At 72.7% G+C, this 16,234-nt stretch carries 13 protein-coding genes; 8 read left to right on the top strand and 5 right to left on the bottom strand.

The genetic code is table 11. From position 1 onward, the window contains the following. Positions 1-16: 16 nt before the first annotated feature. The 3 genes from ACIQVZ_RS25275 (at position 17) to ACIQVZ_RS25265 (ending at position 2,890) form a co-directional block, all read left to right on the top strand. Complete coding sequence (locus tag ACIQVZ_RS25275; RefSeq protein WP_402452993.1) at positions 17-1,360, top strand: sensor histidine kinase; 1,344 nt, start codon at positions 17-19, stop codon at positions 1,358-1,360. Next, positions 1,357-2,031 (top strand): response regulator transcription factor, encoded by a 675-nt coding sequence (locus ACIQVZ_RS25270; RefSeq protein WP_350885603.1) that lies wholly within the window; start codon positions 1,357-1,359, stop codon positions 2,029-2,031. The genes ACIQVZ_RS25275 and ACIQVZ_RS25270 overlap by 4 nt, the downstream gene beginning before the upstream one ends. A 208-nt stretch (positions 2,032-2,239) precedes the next feature. Next, positions 2,240-2,890: a hypothetical protein gene (locus ACIQVZ_RS25265; protein ID WP_350885605.1), complete on the top strand. Its 651-nt coding sequence runs from the start codon at positions 2,240-2,242 to the stop codon at positions 2,888-2,890. Positions 2,891-3,034: 144 nt separating this feature from the next. Here the strand turns inward: ACIQVZ_RS25265 and ACIQVZ_RS25260 are convergent, their stop codons facing one another. Together ACIQVZ_RS25260 and ACIQVZ_RS25255 are read right to left on the bottom strand one after the other, a co-directional pair. Further along, positions 3,035-3,760: a DUF4097 family beta strand repeat-containing protein gene (locus ACIQVZ_RS25260; RefSeq protein ID WP_350885607.1), complete on the bottom strand. Its 726-nt coding sequence runs from the start codon at positions 3,758-3,760 to the stop codon at positions 3,035-3,037. A 528-nt stretch (positions 3,761-4,288) separates the two neighbouring features. Then, positions 4,289-5,119, bottom strand: a complete 831-nt coding sequence (locus ACIQVZ_RS25255) for an SAM-dependent methyltransferase (protein ID WP_402452990.1) — start codon at positions 5,117-5,119, stop codon at positions 4,289-4,291. 244 nt (positions 5,120-5,363) lie between these two features. Here ACIQVZ_RS25255 and ACIQVZ_RS25250 point away from each other — a divergent pair, with 244 nt between their 5' ends. From ACIQVZ_RS25250 to ACIQVZ_RS25235, 4 genes are all read left to right on the top strand, one after another. Further along, on the top strand, positions 5,364-5,711 hold the full coding sequence (locus ACIQVZ_RS25250) for a PRC-barrel domain-containing protein (protein WP_387816669.1): 348 nt from the start codon (positions 5,364-5,366) through the stop codon (positions 5,709-5,711). A 172-nt stretch (positions 5,712-5,883) separates the two neighbouring features. Continuing rightward, entirely contained in the window at positions 5,884-6,150 is a 267-nt protein-coding gene (locus tag ACIQVZ_RS25245) for a metal-sensitive transcriptional regulator (protein ID WP_063350689.1), read from the top strand. Between the two features lie 327 nt (positions 6,151-6,477). Further along, complete coding sequence (locus ACIQVZ_RS25240) at positions 6,478-7,911, top strand: endonuclease/exonuclease/phosphatase family protein (protein ID WP_402452987.1); 1,434 nt, start codon at positions 6,478-6,480, stop codon at positions 7,909-7,911. A 14-nt stretch (positions 7,912-7,925) separates the two neighbouring features. Next, positions 7,926-9,917, top strand: coding sequence for a phosphocholine-specific phospholipase C (locus tag ACIQVZ_RS25235; protein WP_402452985.1), 1,992 nt, complete (start codon positions 7,926-7,928; stop codon positions 9,915-9,917). A gap of 99 nt (positions 9,918-10,016) precedes the next feature. Here the strand turns inward: ACIQVZ_RS25235 and ACIQVZ_RS25230 are convergent, their stop codons facing one another. The 3 genes from ACIQVZ_RS25230 to ACIQVZ_RS25220 form a co-directional block, all read right to left on the bottom strand. Beyond that, positions 10,017-11,252 (bottom strand): aromatic acid exporter family protein, encoded by a 1,236-nt coding sequence (locus tag ACIQVZ_RS25230; protein ID WP_350882677.1) that lies wholly within the window; start codon positions 11,250-11,252, stop codon positions 10,017-10,019. 115 nt (positions 11,253-11,367) lie between these two features. Continuing rightward, positions 11,368-12,108 carry a polyprenol monophosphomannose synthase gene (locus ACIQVZ_RS25225; RefSeq protein ID WP_402452983.1) on the bottom strand — a complete coding sequence of 247 codons (741 nt, stop codon included), beginning with the start codon at positions 12,106-12,108 and terminating at the stop codon, positions 11,368-11,370. Between the two features lie 260 nt (positions 12,109-12,368). Further along, positions 12,369-13,946 (bottom strand): N,N-dimethylformamidase beta subunit family domain-containing protein, encoded by a 1,578-nt coding sequence (locus ACIQVZ_RS25220; protein WP_402452981.1) that lies wholly within the window; start codon positions 13,944-13,946, stop codon positions 12,369-12,371. Positions 13,947-14,302: 356 nt separating this feature from the next. Here ACIQVZ_RS25220 and ACIQVZ_RS25215 point away from each other — a divergent pair, with 356 nt between their 5' ends. After that, a complete protein-coding gene (locus ACIQVZ_RS25215) occupies positions 14,303-16,204 on the top strand; it encodes an amino acid transporter (RefSeq protein WP_350882683.1) in 1,902 nt (633 codons plus the stop codon). The last annotated feature ends 30 nt before the right edge of the window (positions 16,205-16,234 follow it).

Raw genomic sequence — 16,234 nt, 5'->3', positions numbered from 1 at the left:
CCCGGAGAGCACCACGATGAGCGACACCTGGCAGCGGCTGCGCCGCGACCACCCCCGGCTGCTCGACGCCGTCGGCGGCGCCGTACTGTTCGCGATGACCGGCATCGGCGTCACCGTCGACCAGACCGGCCACGTCATCTCCTTCAGGCCGCTCAGCGCCGCCATCGCGCTGGCCTCCGCCGTCACCGTGTTCGCCCACCGCCGGTACCCGCGGACCGTGGTCCTCATCACGCTGATCTGCACGATGGCCCTCATCCTCACCACCCCCCGCCTCACCCCCGGGCTGGCCACCCCGCTGCTGCTCGCCCTCTACTTCCTCGCCGTCCGCACCGACCGGGCCACCGCGCTGCGCGCCTCGATCGCCTCCGCCGTCCTGCTCACCGGCACCTCGCTGATCGGCGACGGCGGCGGGCCGATCGGCCAACGGCTCGGCGTCCTCGCCTGGGCCCTGCTGCCCGGCGCCCTCGGCGACTCCATCCGCAACCGCCGCGCCCACCTCGCCGCCATCGAGGAACGGGCCGAACGCGCCGAACGCACCCGCGAGGAGGAGGCCCGCCGCCGGGTCGCCGACGAGCGGATCCGGATCGCCCGCGACCTGCACGACGTCGTCGCCCACCACATCGCCCTCGCCAACGCCCAGGCCGGCATCGCCGTCTACCTCATGGACCGCCACCCCACCCAGGCCCGCGAGGTGCTCAGTCACATCACCGACGCCACCGGCTCCGCGCTCCAGGAGCTGCGCGCCACCGTCGGCCTGCTGCGCCGCGCCGAGGAGCCCGCGCCGCTCGAACCGGCCCCCGGCCTCGACCGGCTCCCCGAACTGATCAACGCCTTCGAACGCACCGGCCTGCCGGTACGGCTCACCGTCGAGGGCGAGGCCCGCGCGCTCTCGCCCGGCGTGGACCTCACCGCCTACCGGATCGTCCAGGAGTCCCTGACCAACGTCGCCAAGCACGCCCAGGGCGCGGGTGCCGAGATCACCCTCGCCTACAGCGGCAGCCGGGTCGCCGTCAGCGTCGCCAACGGACGCCCGCCGACCAGCGCCCGCCCCCGGCAGGCCCTGCTGCCCCACCCGGCCCCCGGCGAGGGCGGCTTCGGGCTGATCGGCATGCGCGAACGGGCCGGCGCGGTCGGCGGCCGCCTCACCGCCGACAGCCGGCCCGACGGCGGCTTCCTGGTCACCGCCGAACTTCCGCTGCGCACCGGCGCCCGGGACGACGGCGCCGGTCGCGGTGGCTGTGTCGGCCGCGCCGTCAGCACCGTCCGGGAAGACCGTGCCGTCCGGGAAGACCGTGCCGTTCGAGCCGACCGTGCCGTTCGAGCCGACCGTGCCGTTCGAGGAGAGAAGGACCACGCATGACCATCCGGGTACTGCTCGCGGACGACCAGGCGCTGCTGCGCGGTGCGTTCCGGGTGCTGATCGACGCCGAGGACGACATGGAGGTGGTCGGCGAGGCCGCCGACGGCCACCAGGCCGTCGAACTCGCCCGCGCCACCCGCCCCGACATCGTCCTGATGGACATCCGCATGCCCGGCGCCGACGGCCTCGGTGCGACGGCCGCCATCTGCGGCGACGAGGAACTGGCCGGCACCCGGGTGCTGATCCTCACCACCTTCGAGATCGACGAGTACGTGGCCCAGGCGCTGCGGGCCGGCGCGGGCGGCTTCCTCGGCAAGGGCGCGGACCCGGCGGAACTGCTCGCGGCCGTCCGCACCGTCGCCGCCGGGGACGCCCTGCTCTCGCCCGCCGCCACCCGGGCCGTCATCGACCAGTTCCTCGCCCAGCCCGATCCGGCGGCCGGCGGCACCGCCGAGCGGCTGTCCGTGCTCACCGCGCGCGAGCGCGAGGTGATGTCGATGGCCGCCACCGGGCTCACCAACGAGGAGATCGCCGAGCGGATGTTCGTCAGCCCGTTCACCGTCCGCACCCACGTCCACCGCGCGATGGCCAAGCTGGACGCCCGGGACCGGGCCCAACTCGTCGCGATCGCCTACCAGTCCGGCCTGGTCCCGCCGGGCCGTCCGGCCTGACCGGCGAAGGTCCGCCGGCCGGCTCGTCCGCCGACTCGTCCATCGGCCCGTCCGTCCAACTCGCCTGGTTTGCGGCGGTAGCAGGACTGATCGACCGTCAAACTCCGGCCATATGTCGGTGATCTGGATTCCAGCCTGCCCGAAAACGACCTCCGAACTGGTGTATCAGCGAGTAGTCTGCCGATGACTCAGGATGAGGAGGGTGTTCGTGGAAACCAAGGACACGGCAGGCGAGGTGCGGATTCTCCAGCCGTTGCCCGGGCGCACGGCGGACGGATCGCAGGAGTTCGACCTGCGGTTGACGCGTCTGCTCCGCCTGCTCGGGGCTGAGGCCGCGCACGGCGCGGACTTCCCGAGCGCGGCCCGGTGGGAGGTCCACAAGGCGCTTTCCGGGCGCACCGACCTGCCCGAGGAGTACTTCGAGGCGCTGCTGGAGGCGGCGGTCTACGACCCCAACCCGAGCTTCAACCGCCGCTTCGTCGAGCCGGCCCTGCTCGCTTTCGGCCAGCGCCGGGTACGGCTGACCCTGCTCGGCTACCTGCACACCGGCACCGACGCCGAGCGTGCCGGCGCCGCCCGGGCCTGGTACTGGACGTCCCTGTCGGTCGGGGACGGCCGCAGCACGGCCGCCGCCGACGAGGGGTCGACCGTGCGGGACGCCTGGTACGAGGCCGCGCTGCGGGAGTTCGTCGCCAACGAGGACCTGGACGTGCGGCGCTGCATCCTCCCCGGGCTGCCGCTCGTGCCGCGTGCCTACCCGTCGCGGCTGCACGACCTGGTGGAGGCCGCGGTGGCCATCGCGAGGGCGCACCCCGACGAGTACATCCGGCACCGCGCCGAGGTGCAGGTCGGTCTCTGACCGCCCCTGCCCCCGGCCCCGCCCCTGCCCCCGGCCCCGCCGCGCCCCGGCCCCGCTACGCCCCCCGGCGGGGCCGGGCGGCCGCGCACCGGTGCGAACTCGGCCGTCACGGCGCCCCGTTGGCGGCCCAGCCGACCGGGTCGGTCAGCCCGTCTTGACGGTGATCTCGCCGATGTTCGTCCCGAGGTCCAGCTTGTACTGGCCGTTCGGGTCGCTCTGGACGCCGATGTGCTTCTCGCCCAGGTCGGTCGAGGCGGTGACGTGGTAGGAGGCGGTCGGCACGGTCACGTTGATCTCGCCGTTGGAGGTCTTCGCCGTGATGTTCTGGGCCTTGCCGGGGGTGAGCTTGATCCCGCCGTTGTCGGTCTTGGCGCTGACCCGGTCGCCCTTGAGCGAAGTGCCCTTGATCTCGCCGTTGTTGGTCCGCACATCGACCGGCCCGGCCACGTCGTCGAGCGTGATGTCGCCGGAGCTGGTGTGCACCGAGACGTCTCCGACCTGGGTGAGCTTGATCCCGCCCGCCGACGTCCCCCCGGTGATCGGCAGCCCCGGCGGCAGCTCGACGGTGTAGTCCACCGAGCAGTTGCGTCCGCAGCCGCCGAGCACCAGCACGCCACCGTCCACCCGGGTGCTCGCGCCCGGCTTGTCGCTCCGGTACGTGATGTTGCGGTGAACGGCGGCCTGGGTGGCGCCGGCCTTGCCGCGCACGGTCACCTCCCCGGCGTCGCTGTCCAGCCGGATGCCGGTGATCTTGTCCGTGACGGTGGCGTCGTCGGTGAAGTTGGTCCCGATCGGGTTGCAGGCGCTGAGCACCCCGACGGAGAGCCCTGCGACCACGAGAGCCCCCGCGAAACGGTGGTACCTGCCCATGTTCGTCCCCCATGTGTCCTGCGCTGTTTGTTGCGCGATAGCCCCTGGTGACCGCCCCCGTCCGGAGCCGTCCCGACGACAGTAACCGCACGTGGTGGCCCAGGTCGGTGGTATTAACCCCCCTAAAGCGACTCCAGTCAGCCCCCGGTGCCGCCCCACCCACCCCCACCTGGGCCCGCCCGCGCCCGCTGTCACCCCAGCCGTCGCCCCGGGAAGAAATCTGTAGACCGGCCTACATATTTTCCGGAGGCGGCTGCGGAGCTGTTTTCCGCGCAGGAAGTCGGCGGGTTCGACTTCCTGCGCGGAAACGAGCCCGGCGTCCTCCTGGGCAGAAAGAAATCTGTAGACCGGTCGGTATATTTCTTCTCCGTCGGGCGCCTCCGACTCGCCAGTCGCACAGGAAGTCGGCGGGTTCGACTTCCTGTGCGCAGGGCGGAATCGTCGGATCAGCGGTTGTTCAGGGAGGGCCGGGGCTTCGGGCAGGAAAGAGTCTGTAGACCGGTCGGTATATTCGTTCGGGGGGAGCCGTCAGGGCTTGCGCCCCACCGCGCCGTAGATGCTGACGCGGTCGGCGCCGGGGGCGGGGGCGGTGTCGGGGCGCCAGAGGGGGACGGTGGTGACGCCGGGGTCGAGGAGGTCGAGGCCGTCGAAGAAGGCGCGGACCTCGTCCCGGGTGCGGCCGACGAGGGGGGCGGTGGCCTTGTCGTAGATGCCGGTGACGCGGTCGCGGACCTCGGCGGGGATGAAGTCGGCGGTGCCGTGCGAGAGAACGAGGTGGCTGCCGGAGGGGAGCGCGTCCATCAGCGTGTCGACCGCCTGGTGGGGCTTGTCCTCGTCGCGCAGGAAGTGCAGGACGGCGGCCAGGACGAGGCCGACCGGTCGCGAGAGGTCGAGGAGCCCCGCGGCCTCGACGGCGGCGAGTACGGCGGACGGCTCGCGCAGGTCGGCCTGGAGGACGGCGGTCCGCCCCGGGCCCGTTCCGGACATCAGGGCGCGGGCATGGCTGAGCACGATCGGGTCGTTGTCGACGTAGACGACCTGCGCCCCGGGGCTGGCGGCCTGGGCGATCTCGTGGGTGTTGCCGGCGGTGGGGATGCCGGTTCCGACGTCGAGGAACTGGTCGATGCCGAGGCCGGCGACGCAGCGCACCGCGCGGGTGAGGAAGCCGCGGTTGGCCCGTGCGGTGGAGCGGAACTCCGGATTGGCGGCGAGCGCCTTCTCGGCGGCGGCCCGGTCGGCGGGGAAGTTGTCCTTCCCGCCGAGGTAGTAGTCGTACATCCGGGCCGGGTGCGGGATGTCGGGCCGCAGGTCGGCCGGGGTTCCGGCCTCGCCGGACTCCCACAGGTCGTCGTGTCCCACGGCCGCTGCCTCCGTCTGTTGACGATCGGATGATCTGCTTGCAATTCCCTCGGCGGACAGCCTAAAGCCCAGGTCACGGCCCTGGTGGCGGTTGGTCAGGTCACCCCTGTATGTCCGTTTTCGTCGCCCATCGCGCGCCCCCGGTCGTCCCGGCGGAGGATGGGAGGTCCCGGCGGCGAACCGTCGCCGGGCGACGGAAGCGCAAAGACCGGGGAACAGGAGGTCCGACGCTGTGGTGATCGCTATGGCAGACATCCGCGAATGGCGCGGCCACGCCGTGGTCGACGAGAAGAGCCACCGCATCGGCTCGCTGGAGTCCGTCTACGTGGAGACGGCCACCGACCAGCCGTTCTTCGCCACCGTCACGGTCGGCCTGGTGGCCAAGCGCCGTCTGGTGTTCGTCCCGCTCGACGGGGCCGTCGTCGGGCCGGACTACGTCCAGGTGGCGTTCCCGAAGAGCCAGGTCAAGCAGGCGCCGTCGATCGGCACCGACGACGTCCTGCCCGCCGAGGAGGAACCGGCCGTGTTCGCGCACTACGGGCTCCCGTACGAGACCGGCGCCGGTGGCGAGCGCCGCCTCGCCCGTCGCTGAACACAGTTCGCTGAACATCGGCGCTGAGCAAAGCCGCTGAGCAAAGCCGCTGAACACCGCCGCTGGACCACCGAACACCCCGGTGCCCCCGCCCGCATCGCCCTGCCCCTGGAATGGATACCCCGCCGGGTACAGTTGTCAGTCGACAGTCGATGCGAAAGGCGGCCCGGACATGCAGGTGGACGAGGAGTCGGTCGGCGCGGTCCTGAACCGGCTGCGCCGTGCCCAGGGCCAGTTGGCCGGGGTGATCGCGATGATCGAGGCGGGCCGTGACTGCAAGGACGTGGTCACCCAGCTCGCGGCGGTCTCGCGCGCCCTGGACCGGGCCGGGTTCAAGATCGTGGCCAGCGGCATGCGCCAGTGCATGGCCGTCTCCGACGAGGACACCCCGCCGATGAGCGAGGCCGAGCTGGAGAAGCTGTTCCTCGCCCTGGCATAGGCCGAGAAGCCAAGAAGAAGCCAAGAGAGGCGCAGCAACGCAGCAACGCAGGAGGGCCGCGACGGATCCCGTCGCGGCCCTCCTGCGCTTCCGGCCTCCGGGGTTTCCGCCAGGGGTTCTCGCCGCCCGCCACGGAGTTCCCGAACCGCCCGATGGGCCGTCACGCGCCGTTCACGTCCCGGTCGCTGACTTTCGGATGAATGAGGGCCGCCCACAGTTGTACAGCCAACTGCCGGGCCTTCCCTTCCCCAGCCTCCGTGACCAGCCGCGCGCGGGCCCGGCGCCGACCCCCGGCGGACCGGCCCTCGGGCGGCGGACAGGACAACCGTGGCCGCAGGCAGCGCCCTGACCCTCACCTCCTCCGCCAACCCCACCGAAGGCGACCGGCTCACCTTCCACTGGACGACCGACGCCCCCGACGCCAAGAACTGGGTCGGCGTGTACGACGGCGGCCGCCAGCCCGGCAACGGCAGCTCCCTCGTCTGGAAGTACGTCCCGGGCACCTCCGGCGACCTCCAGCTCGACACCTCCGCGCTGACCGGCGGCCCGTACACCGCCTACCTGCTCGCCAAGGACGGCTACGGCGTCCTCGCCCAGATGGCCCCGTTCAGCTTCCGCGCCAAGCCGGCCGTCGTCCGCCCGCACAGCGCCGTGGACGCCCTCACCACCGCACCCGTCGCCCCCGGCTCGGCGGTCTCCGTCAAGCTCGGCGGCCTCTGGTCCCGCCCGGCCGGCAACCCGGCGGGGACCGCCGCCTTCCGCAAGGTCAGCGGGCCGTCCTGGCTGAACGTCACCGCCGACGGCACGCTCACCGGCACCGCGCCCGCGGCGGGCAAGAGCCCCGAGGTGGCCGTCGTCGGTGTCAAGGACAGCGCGGGTGCCGTCGACACCGTCACCGTCCTGATCCCCGTGGTGGACCCCGCCGCGCCGCCGCGCCTCAAGGCCGCCAGCTGGAACCTGCACGACGCCGGCGCCGGGTACACCGACGCGCTGGAGAAGCAGCTGCGGGTCGTCCTCGCCCAGGGCCTGGACGTGCTGGCCCTCCAGGAGACCGCCGGTGAGCGGGCGAAGACCCTGGCCGACGCGCTCGGCTGGTACGCCTACCAGAGCCCCGGCAGCGTCGGCATCCTGAGCCGCTACCCGCTCGCCGACGTCACCCCGCCGACCGCCGACCTGCCCGCCGCCGGGGCCACCGTGCAGCTTCCCGGCGGCCGGGCCGTCCGGTTCTGGGCCGCGCACCTCGACGAGGCCGGCTACGGCCCGTACGCGCTCCAGGACGGTCGGACGGCCGCCCAGACGGAGGCGGCCGAGACCGCCTCGCTCCGCCTGAAGCAGGCCAGGGCCCTGGCCGCCGCAGTGCGCGCGGACATCGCCCGGCGGACTCCGGTGGTGCTCGCCGGTGCCCTCTCCTCGCCGTCCCACCTGGACTGGACGGCGGCCACCGCCGCCGCGCACGGCGGCGTCGGGGCGCTCAACTGGCCCGTCAGCGTGGCTCTTCAGGGCGCGGGGCTGACTGACACCTTCCGCGAGGAGCACCGCGACCCGGTCAGGTTCCCGGGCGCGACCTGGTCGCCCACCCGTAAGCAGCGCGGTGCCAAGCCCGAGCCGCAGGACCGCATCGACTACGTCCAGTACGCGGGCCCGCTGAAGCTGGTCGAGGCGCACTCCCTGGTCGCCGACTGGCCGCAGCCCGAGCCGAACACCGCCGCCAACGAGTGGCCCTCCGACACCGCCGCCGCCGTCGCCACTTTCCAGCTCTGAGAGGCCAGTTCGTGATGTCCGAGCTCTCCCGCCGCACCTTCGTCGGCGCCACCGCGGCCGTCGGCGCCACCGCCCTGACCGGATTGGGCGCCGCCCCCGCCGAGGCCGCTCCCGCCGCCGCCCCTGCCGCCTCCGGCCGGCTGACGGGCACCATCAAGGACGTCAAGCACGTCGTCGTGCTGATGCAGGAGAACCGCAGCTTCGACCACTACTTCGGCACGCTCAGTGGCGTCCGCGGCTTCGGCGACAAGCAGGCGCTCCAGTTCCCGGACGGCGCCGACGTGTTCCGCCAGCCGGACAGCCGTCGCAGCGACGGCGGCGCGATGCTGCCGTACCGGATGGACACCTCGAAGTACAACGCGCAGAACGCCGGCGGCCTGCCCCACGACTGGGCGACCGGCCACCAGGCGATCAACAACGGCGCGATGAACAAGTGGATCGCCGCCAAGGGCGAGCGCACCATGGGCTACTTCACCCGGGACGACATCCCCTACCAGTACGCCCTGGCCGACGCGTTCACCCTCTGCGACGCCTACTTCACCTCCCTCGCCGGCCCGACCGACCCCAACCGGCTCTACCTCTGGACGGGCACCTCCGGCCCCGGCCGCGACGGCACCACCGGGCCGTGGATCGACAACACCCCGGTCACCGACAACCCCGTCGCCGACTGGACCACCTACGCCGAGCGCCTGGAGCAGGCCGGCGTCAGCTGGCGGGTCTACCACAACCCCAGCAAGGACGACCGCACCGGCGACTACGACGACAACGCCCTCTCCTACTTCAAGCAGTTCCACAACTTCCCGCCCACCGACCCGCGTTACATCAACGCGATGACCAAGTTCGACCCGGCCGCCTTCGACCGCCACTGCAAGGACGGCACCCTGCCGACCATCTCCTGGCTGGTCGCCCCCTACCTCTTCTCCGAGCACCCGGAGGCCGGCCCGGCGTACGGGGCGCACTGGGTCAACCAGGCCCTCCAGTCGCTGATGTCCAACCCGGCCGTGTGGCAGCACACCGTCTTCCTGGTCATGTACGACGAGAACGACGGCTACTTCGACCACATGGTCCCGCCCACCCCCGAGGCCGGTACCCCCGAGGAGTTCACCCAGGGGCGCGCCATCGGCCTCGGCAACCGCGTCCCGCTGTGGGTCGTCTCGCCCTGGTCGCGCGGCGGCTGGGTCAACTCCCAGGTCTTCGACCACACTTCCGTGCTGCGCTTCATGGAGCTGGTCACGGGTGTCGCCGAGCCGAACATCTCGGCCTGGCGCCGGTCCGTCTGCGGCGACCTCACCAGCTGCTTCGACTTCGCCGCGCCGAACCAGTCCGTCCCGTCGCTGCCCGACACCACGGCCCTGATGGCCAAGGCCGACGCGGGCACCAAGCTGCCCGGCGTCGCCCTCCCGGCGGTCGGAGCCCAGGCGATGCCCGTCCAGGAACGCGGCGAGCGCCCGCACCGCCCGCTGCCCTACCAGCCGTGGGCCGACGTGGAGGTGGACCGCAAGACCGGCAAGGTCACCTGCACGATGAGCAACGACGGTTCGGTGGCCTTCCCGTACACCGTCTACCCGAACATCGCGCTGCCCTTCGCGGGCACCCCGTACACCGTCGCCCCCGGCGCCACCGCCCGGTACGTCTGGGACGCCGCCACCACCAACGGCCGCTACGACTTCACCGTCCACGGCCCGGACGGCTTCGTCCGCCGCTTCGCCGGCACGGTGGTCCGGGACGGGCAGGACGGCCAGAACGACGTCGGCGTGCCGATCGTCACCGCCGACCTGCACGGCAGCGTGCGGCTCACCCTGCAGGTGGCCAACGACGGCATGACCGACGTCTCCTTCACCGCCGCGCCCAACGACTTCGCCGGCACCGCCCAGACCGTCCGGGTCAAGCCCGGGCAGCAGGTGAACCTGTCCTGGCCGCTGGACAAGCAGGGCCGCTACGACGTCGTCGTCACCGCCCACACCGGACTGCGCTTCGTGCAGCGCTACGCGGGCTGGGTGCACTGACCCGGTAGCGGGCGGGCCGCGGGCCGGGGGCGCCGAACCGGTGACCCCCGGCCGTGGTCCCCCTTCTGACCCTCGACCCCCCCGGAGTCCGACGCAGGGTCAGCGCCCGGCCCGCACTGCCGGGCGCGCCCGCTCGCCCCGGACGAACCGGCGCAGCCCGGCGAACCGCGAAAACCGCTCCCGGCTCGCCACCGAGGCCCGGTCCAGCTCCTCCATCAGCCGCCGGCTGCGGTGCTCCAGGTCCAGTTCGTCCAGGATCCGGTCCACCTCGGCCAGTATCGAGCCGTGCAACTGCCAGGCCTCCGGGTGCTCCCGCACCTTCTGCAGCAGTACCTGGGCGACGTTCTCCCGGCAGGTCCAGGCCGCGGCCAGCTCGGCGGTCAGCCGCCGCTCCGCCTCCTCGGCGCTGCGGCTCACCTGGGTGGTGACCAGCACCGCGAAGCTGACCATGGCCCCGCCGACGTGCGCCAGCAGTTCCTCCAGGCCCACCGCGACGTCCGGCGGGAACAGCCGCTCGCCGGGCGCGCGCCGCTTGGCCAGGTCGGTCAGCGAGCGCGCCAGCACCCGGATCACCACCACGCAGATCTCCAGGGTGTCCAGCCCGGTGCGCAGCACCAGCCGGGACAGCAGCCCGTCGTTGATCCGCGGATTGAGCCGCAGGCTGTCCTCGGCCTGGCGCAGTGCCACGTCCACGTCGGCGATGGCGTGGTCGAGCCGGCGGGCCTCGTGCAGCTGCTCGGCGGCCCGGGCGACCGGGGTCGGACGGCCCAGTTGCTCGGCGATGTCCAGCAGCAGCTGGCGGGCCCGCCGGGCGAGGTCCTCGATCGACTCCCCGGCGGTGTCCACCCAGACCGGCGGGGCGAACAGCAGGTTGAACAGCAGGCCGACGGCGGCGCCGATCAGCGTCTCCAGCACCCGGTCCCAGGCCTGCGAGGCGAGCCCGCTGACGCCGAGGATCAGCATGGCGCTGATCGCGACCTCCTGGACGAACTCCTCGACCCGGACGAACCGGCCGACGACCAGCGACGCCAGGATGATCAGCCCGAGGCTCCACCAGGAGAGCCCCACCACGGCGCTGAAGCCGGTCGCGATCAGCACGCCGACCACCACCGAGTTGACCCGGCGGATGCTGGTCTTGAGCGTCGAGTAGACGGTGACCTGCACGACCAGCAGCGCGGTGAGCGGGGCCGTCAGCGGGGCCGGCTCGCTGCTGAGGCGGGTGGCCACCGCGAAGGCGAGCGTGGCGGCCACGGTGGCCCGCACGGTCTGGACGACGAAGGGTTCTCGGGCACCGCGGCGGATCAGGGCCGTGAGGGACTCCGGGAGAAGGGGCATGTCGCCCTTCTTTCCCCTTGGTCGCCCTTCACACCGCCGAGCCGCCCGACCGGCACCCGTATGCCCTGGCCCTGCCCTCGACCCGGGCGAGGGCCACGGTCCGGCGGGCCACGCCCTACCGCGGGTCCTGGCGGTTCAGCCGCAGCTTCCAGGGCGCCAGCGCCGACTCGACCTGCACCCCGATGCTCATCTTCGACGCGCCCTCGATCCGCTCCTCGAAGCGGATCGGCACCTCGCGGATCGTCAGGCCGCGCTGGACGACCCGGTAGTTCATCTCGACCTGGAACGAGTACCCGCTGCTCTGCACGGTCGGCAGGTCGATCGCCCGCAGGGTGCTCGCCCGCCAGGCCTTGAAACCGGCGGTGGCGTCCCGGACGCCCAGGCCGAGGATGGTGTTGACGTAGAGGTTGGCCCAGGCGGACAGGGCCTTGCGGTGCCAGGGCCACTCCGCGGCGGTCGAACCGCCGGGCACGTAGCGGGAGCCGAGCACCACGGCGGTGTCGTCGGCCAGCAGGGCCTCGACCATCGCGGGTATCGCCGAGGCCGGGTGCGAGAGGTCGGCGTCCATCTGGACCACGACGTCGGCGTCCTCGTCCAGGGCCCGGGCCATGCCGGCCAGGTAGGCGCGGCCGAGGCCGTCCTTCTCGGTGCGGTGCAGCACGCCGACGGTGCCGCCGGACTCGGCGGCGAGCTTGTCCGCGATCTCGCCGGTGCCGTCCGGCGAGTTGTCGTCGACCACCAGCAGGTGCAGGCCCGGTACCGGGAGGTCCGCGAGAAGACCCGCGAGGACCGGAAGGTTCTCCCGCTCGTTGTACGTGGGGACGACGACAACGACCTTCGGGGAGGCCTCGACCATGTTCTGTTTCCCTCGTGCCCTTTCCGGCCGGCACCCGTGCCACGCCGGACGGTTGTCCTTGACGACCTGCGGTGGATGAGACCGTGTGAGTGTATCGGTGTGGCGGACGGTTCCTCGCCCCGGGTGACGGGCTGGGCACGGCCGGCCACGGTCCGGAAAACCGTTCGACCGCGATGCGTGCCCGGGGCGCCGCGTCACCGCCCGATCCGTCGTCCCGGGAAATTTCTTCGACGGTTCCTCGACCGGTGGGCCCAGGGTGTCTACGCCCCGCCGTAGACGGACGCGAGGTTGTCCCGGGCCGGGTGGGTCGGTCCGGCCGGGCCGGCGGCGAAGGTGCGCAGGACGTTCTCGGTGACCCGGCGGACCAGGTCCCCGGCCCGTGCGTCGATCCCGTGGTCGGCGCTGCCGCCCCCGGGCCCGTGCGCGTCCAGGGCCTCCACCCAGCGCATCGTCCCGGAGGCGAACACCCCGGCGCCGCCCGGCACGGTGTAGTACGCGGTGTCGGAGTGCGAGCGGCGGCCCTCGCAGACCACGGGGGAGTGCGCGATCACCTCGATCGGACGCGGGGTGGGGAAGGCGGTGTCCACCCGGTCGTACTCGACGCCGACCAGGTGCGGGAACGACGCCCCGGCGGCGACACCGGTGCCCTCGAACGCCCAGTGCTCCGGCGAGCCGACCACGTACGGGGCGTCCACCGGGTAGCCGTCGTAGATCACGCCGAGCATCGAGCTCTCCGGGTCGGCGCCCGGGCCGGCCCGGAAGTCGGTGGTCGCCGGGGCGCCGGCCTGGTGGCCCGGGTCCTGCGCCCACGCGTCCTTGTAGCAGACCACCGTCCGGTCCGGGCCCAGTTCCGAGGGCTCGAAGCGGACCCGGCGGAAGCAGCAATTGGCGCCCAGGACCGCCAGGTTGGTGCCGGCGTCCCGGGCCGCGACCACCTGGGCGCGCTGCTCGGGGGACCAGTACTCGTCGTGGCCGAGTGAGAGGACGGCGCTCGCGCCGCGCAGCAGCCCGGGCTCCCGGGCCACGTCGATCCCGGTGGTGTAGGCGAGCGGCAGCCCGAGCCGCTCGGCGAGCGCGACCAGCGGCGCCTCGTACACCAGGAACAGCCCGGCGCCGTGGTCGTAGTCGTAGGGCCGGTCGAAGACCACCCGCAGCGAGCGGGTGGCCAGGCCGCCGGTGGGGCCGTTGTAGAGGCTGTACCCGCCCCACTCGTTGTACGCCTGCCAGGTGGCGGGGGCGCTCATCACGACCGTCCGCCCGGCGGTGGCGGCGGAGCGGACGGTGAGCGGGACGTAGCGCTGGCCGGAGCCGTCCTCGGCGTCCAGACGCAGCAGGTAGGCGCCCTCGGGCCAGCCGGTGGTGTCCACGGCGAGGGTGCGCTGCCAACCGGTCAGCACCGTCCTGGTCGTCGGGTCCACGTGCGGGGCGGGCTGCCGGCCGCCCGGGACGTGCTCACGGCGCCAGACCAGTCGGGCGCGGGCGCCGTCGTACCAGCCGATGCGGTAGGCGGAGACGGTGAAGGCGGCGGCCGGGGTGGAGACGTGCAGGCCGAACTGCTCACCGGGCAGCACGCTGACCCGGTCGGCGAAGCCCTCGACGGCGTCGGCGCGGCCGGGGTCGGTGATCTCCCAGTCGGGCGTGCCGGGCAGGGACTGCTCCGGCGGGACGCCCACGTGCTGGGCGTCGGCGGTCGGGGCGGGGCCGTCGGGGGAGGGGCTCGGTGCCGGGCCGTCGGACGAGGAGTGCGGGGCGGGGTCCGGGTGGCGGGTGCCGCAGGAGGCGGTGGCCGCCGCCAACAGGCCCAGGCCCAGAATCCCCCGCCGACTCGGTTCCGCCACCGCTGCCTCCCTGGTGTCCGTCCACGGCAAACCCGCGCGCATCCGTCGATCGCGCGGACATCCTCGCCGGTTCCGGGCAGTGCGTGCAGCCCGCCGCGCCGGGACGAGCAGCACGGCGGGGCGCCGCCCGCCACCGCTGAGGGCCGTCCGGGGCACCCTGGCGTGTCCGGACGCGCTGCTCCCCGGCGGCACCGATCCGGTCCCCTAGCCTGACCAGGCCCGCCGTCCGGCGGCCTTCGGGGGGCCGGAGCCGAGCGCGGCCGGCCGACTGGTGGACAGGGGTGCACGTGGTGTCGTCGGGTTCGGCCGATCCGGGGGTGGCGCCCGCGACCCTCGGTGCGAGGTTCCGGGCGTGGATGCTGGAAGGCCTGTCCGACATGGCCAAGCAGCACCCCGGCCCGCACGCCGAGGCGCCGCACGTCAAGGGCCAGCGCTGGTGGCGGGTGATGTGCCTGACCGGCCTCGACTACTTCTCCACGCTCGGCTACCAGCCCGGCATCGCCGCCCTCGCCGCCGGCCTGCTCTCGCCGCTGGCGACCATCGTGCTGGTGGTCGTCACCCTGCTCGGCGCCCTGCCCGTCTACCGGCGGGTCGCCCAGGAGAGCCCGCACGGCCAGGGCTCGATCGCGATGCTGGAGCGGCTGCTGTCGTTCTGGCAGGGCAAGCTCTTCGTGCTCACGCTGCTCGGCTTCGCGGCCACCGACTTCATGATCACCATCACCCTGTCCGCCGCCGACGCGACCGCGCACCTGGTGGAGAACCCGCATCTGCACAGCGTGCTGACCGGCAGGCAGGTGACGATCACCCTCATCATGGTGGCCCTGCTCGGCGGGGTCTTCCTCAAGGGCTTCAGCGAGGCGATCGGCATCGCCGTCGTCCTGGTCGCGGTCTACCTCGCGCTGAACGTCGTGGTGGTGGCCAACGGACTCTGGCACGTGCTGAAGGCCCCGCACGTCGTCGGCGACTGGACCGCCGCGCTCACCACCGAGCACGGCAGCGTGATCGCGATGATCGGCGTCGCACTGATCGTCTTTCCGAAGCTCGCGCTCGGCCTGTCCGGCTTCGAGACCGGCGTCGCCGTGATGCCGCACATCGAGGGCGACCCGGACGACACCGAGGAGAAGCCCACCGGCCGGATCCGCGGCGCCCGCAAGCTGCTCACCACCGCGGCCGCGATCATGAGCTGCTTCCTGATCACCACCAGCTTCATCACCACCCTGCTGATCCCCGCGGACGCCTTCAAGGCCGGCGGCCAGGCCAACGGGCGAGCCCTCGCCTACCTCGCCCACCAGAACCTCGGCAACACCTTCGGCAGCGTCTACGACCTGTCCACGATCGCCATCCTCTGGTTCGCGGGCGCCTCCGCGATGGCCGGACTGCTCAACCTGATGCCGCGCTACCTGCCCCGCTACGGCATGGCCCCGCACTGGGCCCGCGCGGTGCGCCCCACCGTGATCGTCCTCACCCTGATCGCCTTCCTGGTCACCTGGCTGTTCGACGCCAACGTGGACGCCCAGGGCGGCGCGTACGCGACCGGCGTGCTGGTGTTGATCAGCTCGGCCGCCATCGCCGTCACCATCGCCGCCCACAAGTCCGGGCAGCGCCGCAGGACGGTCGGCTTCGCCGTGATCGCCGGGGTCTTCCTCTACACCACGGCCGTGAACATCGCCGAGCGGCCGGACGGCGTCAAGATCGGCGGCTGCTTCATCGCCGGCATCATGCTGGTCTCCTTCCTCTCCCGGCTCAAGCGGGCCTTCGAGCTGCGCGTCACCGACGTGGTGCTCGACGTCGTCGCCGAACGCTTCGTCCGGGACTACATGCACCGCCCGCTGCGGCTGATCGCCAACGAGCCGAACAGCCGGGATCTCGCCGAGTACCGCGACAAGATGCGCCAGATCCGCGCCGACAACGACATCCCGCCCGAGGACGACCTGGTCTTCGTCGAGGTCACCGTGCTCGACCCGTCCGACTTCGAGGCCGAACTGACCGTGCGCGGCGAGGTGCTGCACGACCGCTACCGGGTGCTGACGCTGCAGAGCTCCAGCGTGCCGAACGCGCTGGCCGCCCTGCTGCTGCGGGTGCGGGACCTCACCGGGCAGCAGCCGCACATCTACTTCGAGTGGACCGAGGGCAACCCCTTCGCCCAGTTCCTCAGGTTCTTCCTCTTCGGCCAGGGCGAGATCGCCCCCGTCACCCGCGAAGTCCTGCGCGAGGCCGAACCCGACCGCAGCCGCCGCCCGGCCGTGCACGTCGGCTGACGGCACCTCCCCGCCGAACGCGTCGGCCGC

This window comes from Kitasatospora sp. NPDC098663, assembly GCF_044760075.1.
In the GTDB taxonomy this organism is placed as follows: domain Bacteria; phylum Actinomycetota; class Actinomycetes; order Streptomycetales; family Streptomycetaceae; genus Kitasatospora.
This window is presented reverse-complemented; position numbering and strand designations above follow the sequence as displayed.

Coding starts and splice junctions, on each gene's coding strand:
- ACIQVZ_RS25275 (WP_402452993.1), top strand. CDS start 17: ATGAGCGACACCTGGCAGCGGCTGCGCCGCGACCACCCCCGGCTGCTC.
- ACIQVZ_RS25270 (WP_350885603.1), top strand. CDS start 1,357: ATGACCATCCGGGTACTGCTCGCGGACGACCAGGCGCTGCTGCGCGGT.
- ACIQVZ_RS25260 (WP_350885607.1), bottom strand. CDS start 3,760: ATGGGCAGGTACCACCGTTTCGCGGGGGCTCTCGTGGTCGCAGGGCTC.
- ACIQVZ_RS25250 (WP_387816669.1), top strand. CDS start 5,364: ATGGCAGACATCCGCGAATGGCGCGGCCACGCCGTGGTCGACGAGAAG.
- ACIQVZ_RS25245 (WP_063350689.1), top strand. CDS start 5,884: ATGCAGGTGGACGAGGAGTCGGTCGGCGCGGTCCTGAACCGGCTGCGC.
- ACIQVZ_RS25235 (WP_402452985.1), top strand. CDS start 7,926: ATGTCCGAGCTCTCCCGCCGCACCTTCGTCGGCGCCACCGCGGCCGTC.
- ACIQVZ_RS25230 (WP_350882677.1), bottom strand. CDS start 11,252: ATGCCCCTTCTCCCGGAGTCCCTCACGGCCCTGATCCGCCGCGGTGCC.
- ACIQVZ_RS25225 (WP_402452983.1), bottom strand. CDS start 12,108: ATGGTCGAGGCCTCCCCGAAGGTCGTTGTCGTCGTCCCCACGTACAAC.
- ACIQVZ_RS25215 (WP_350882683.1), top strand. CDS start 14,303: ATGCTGGAAGGCCTGTCCGACATGGCCAAGCAGCACCCCGGCCCGCAC.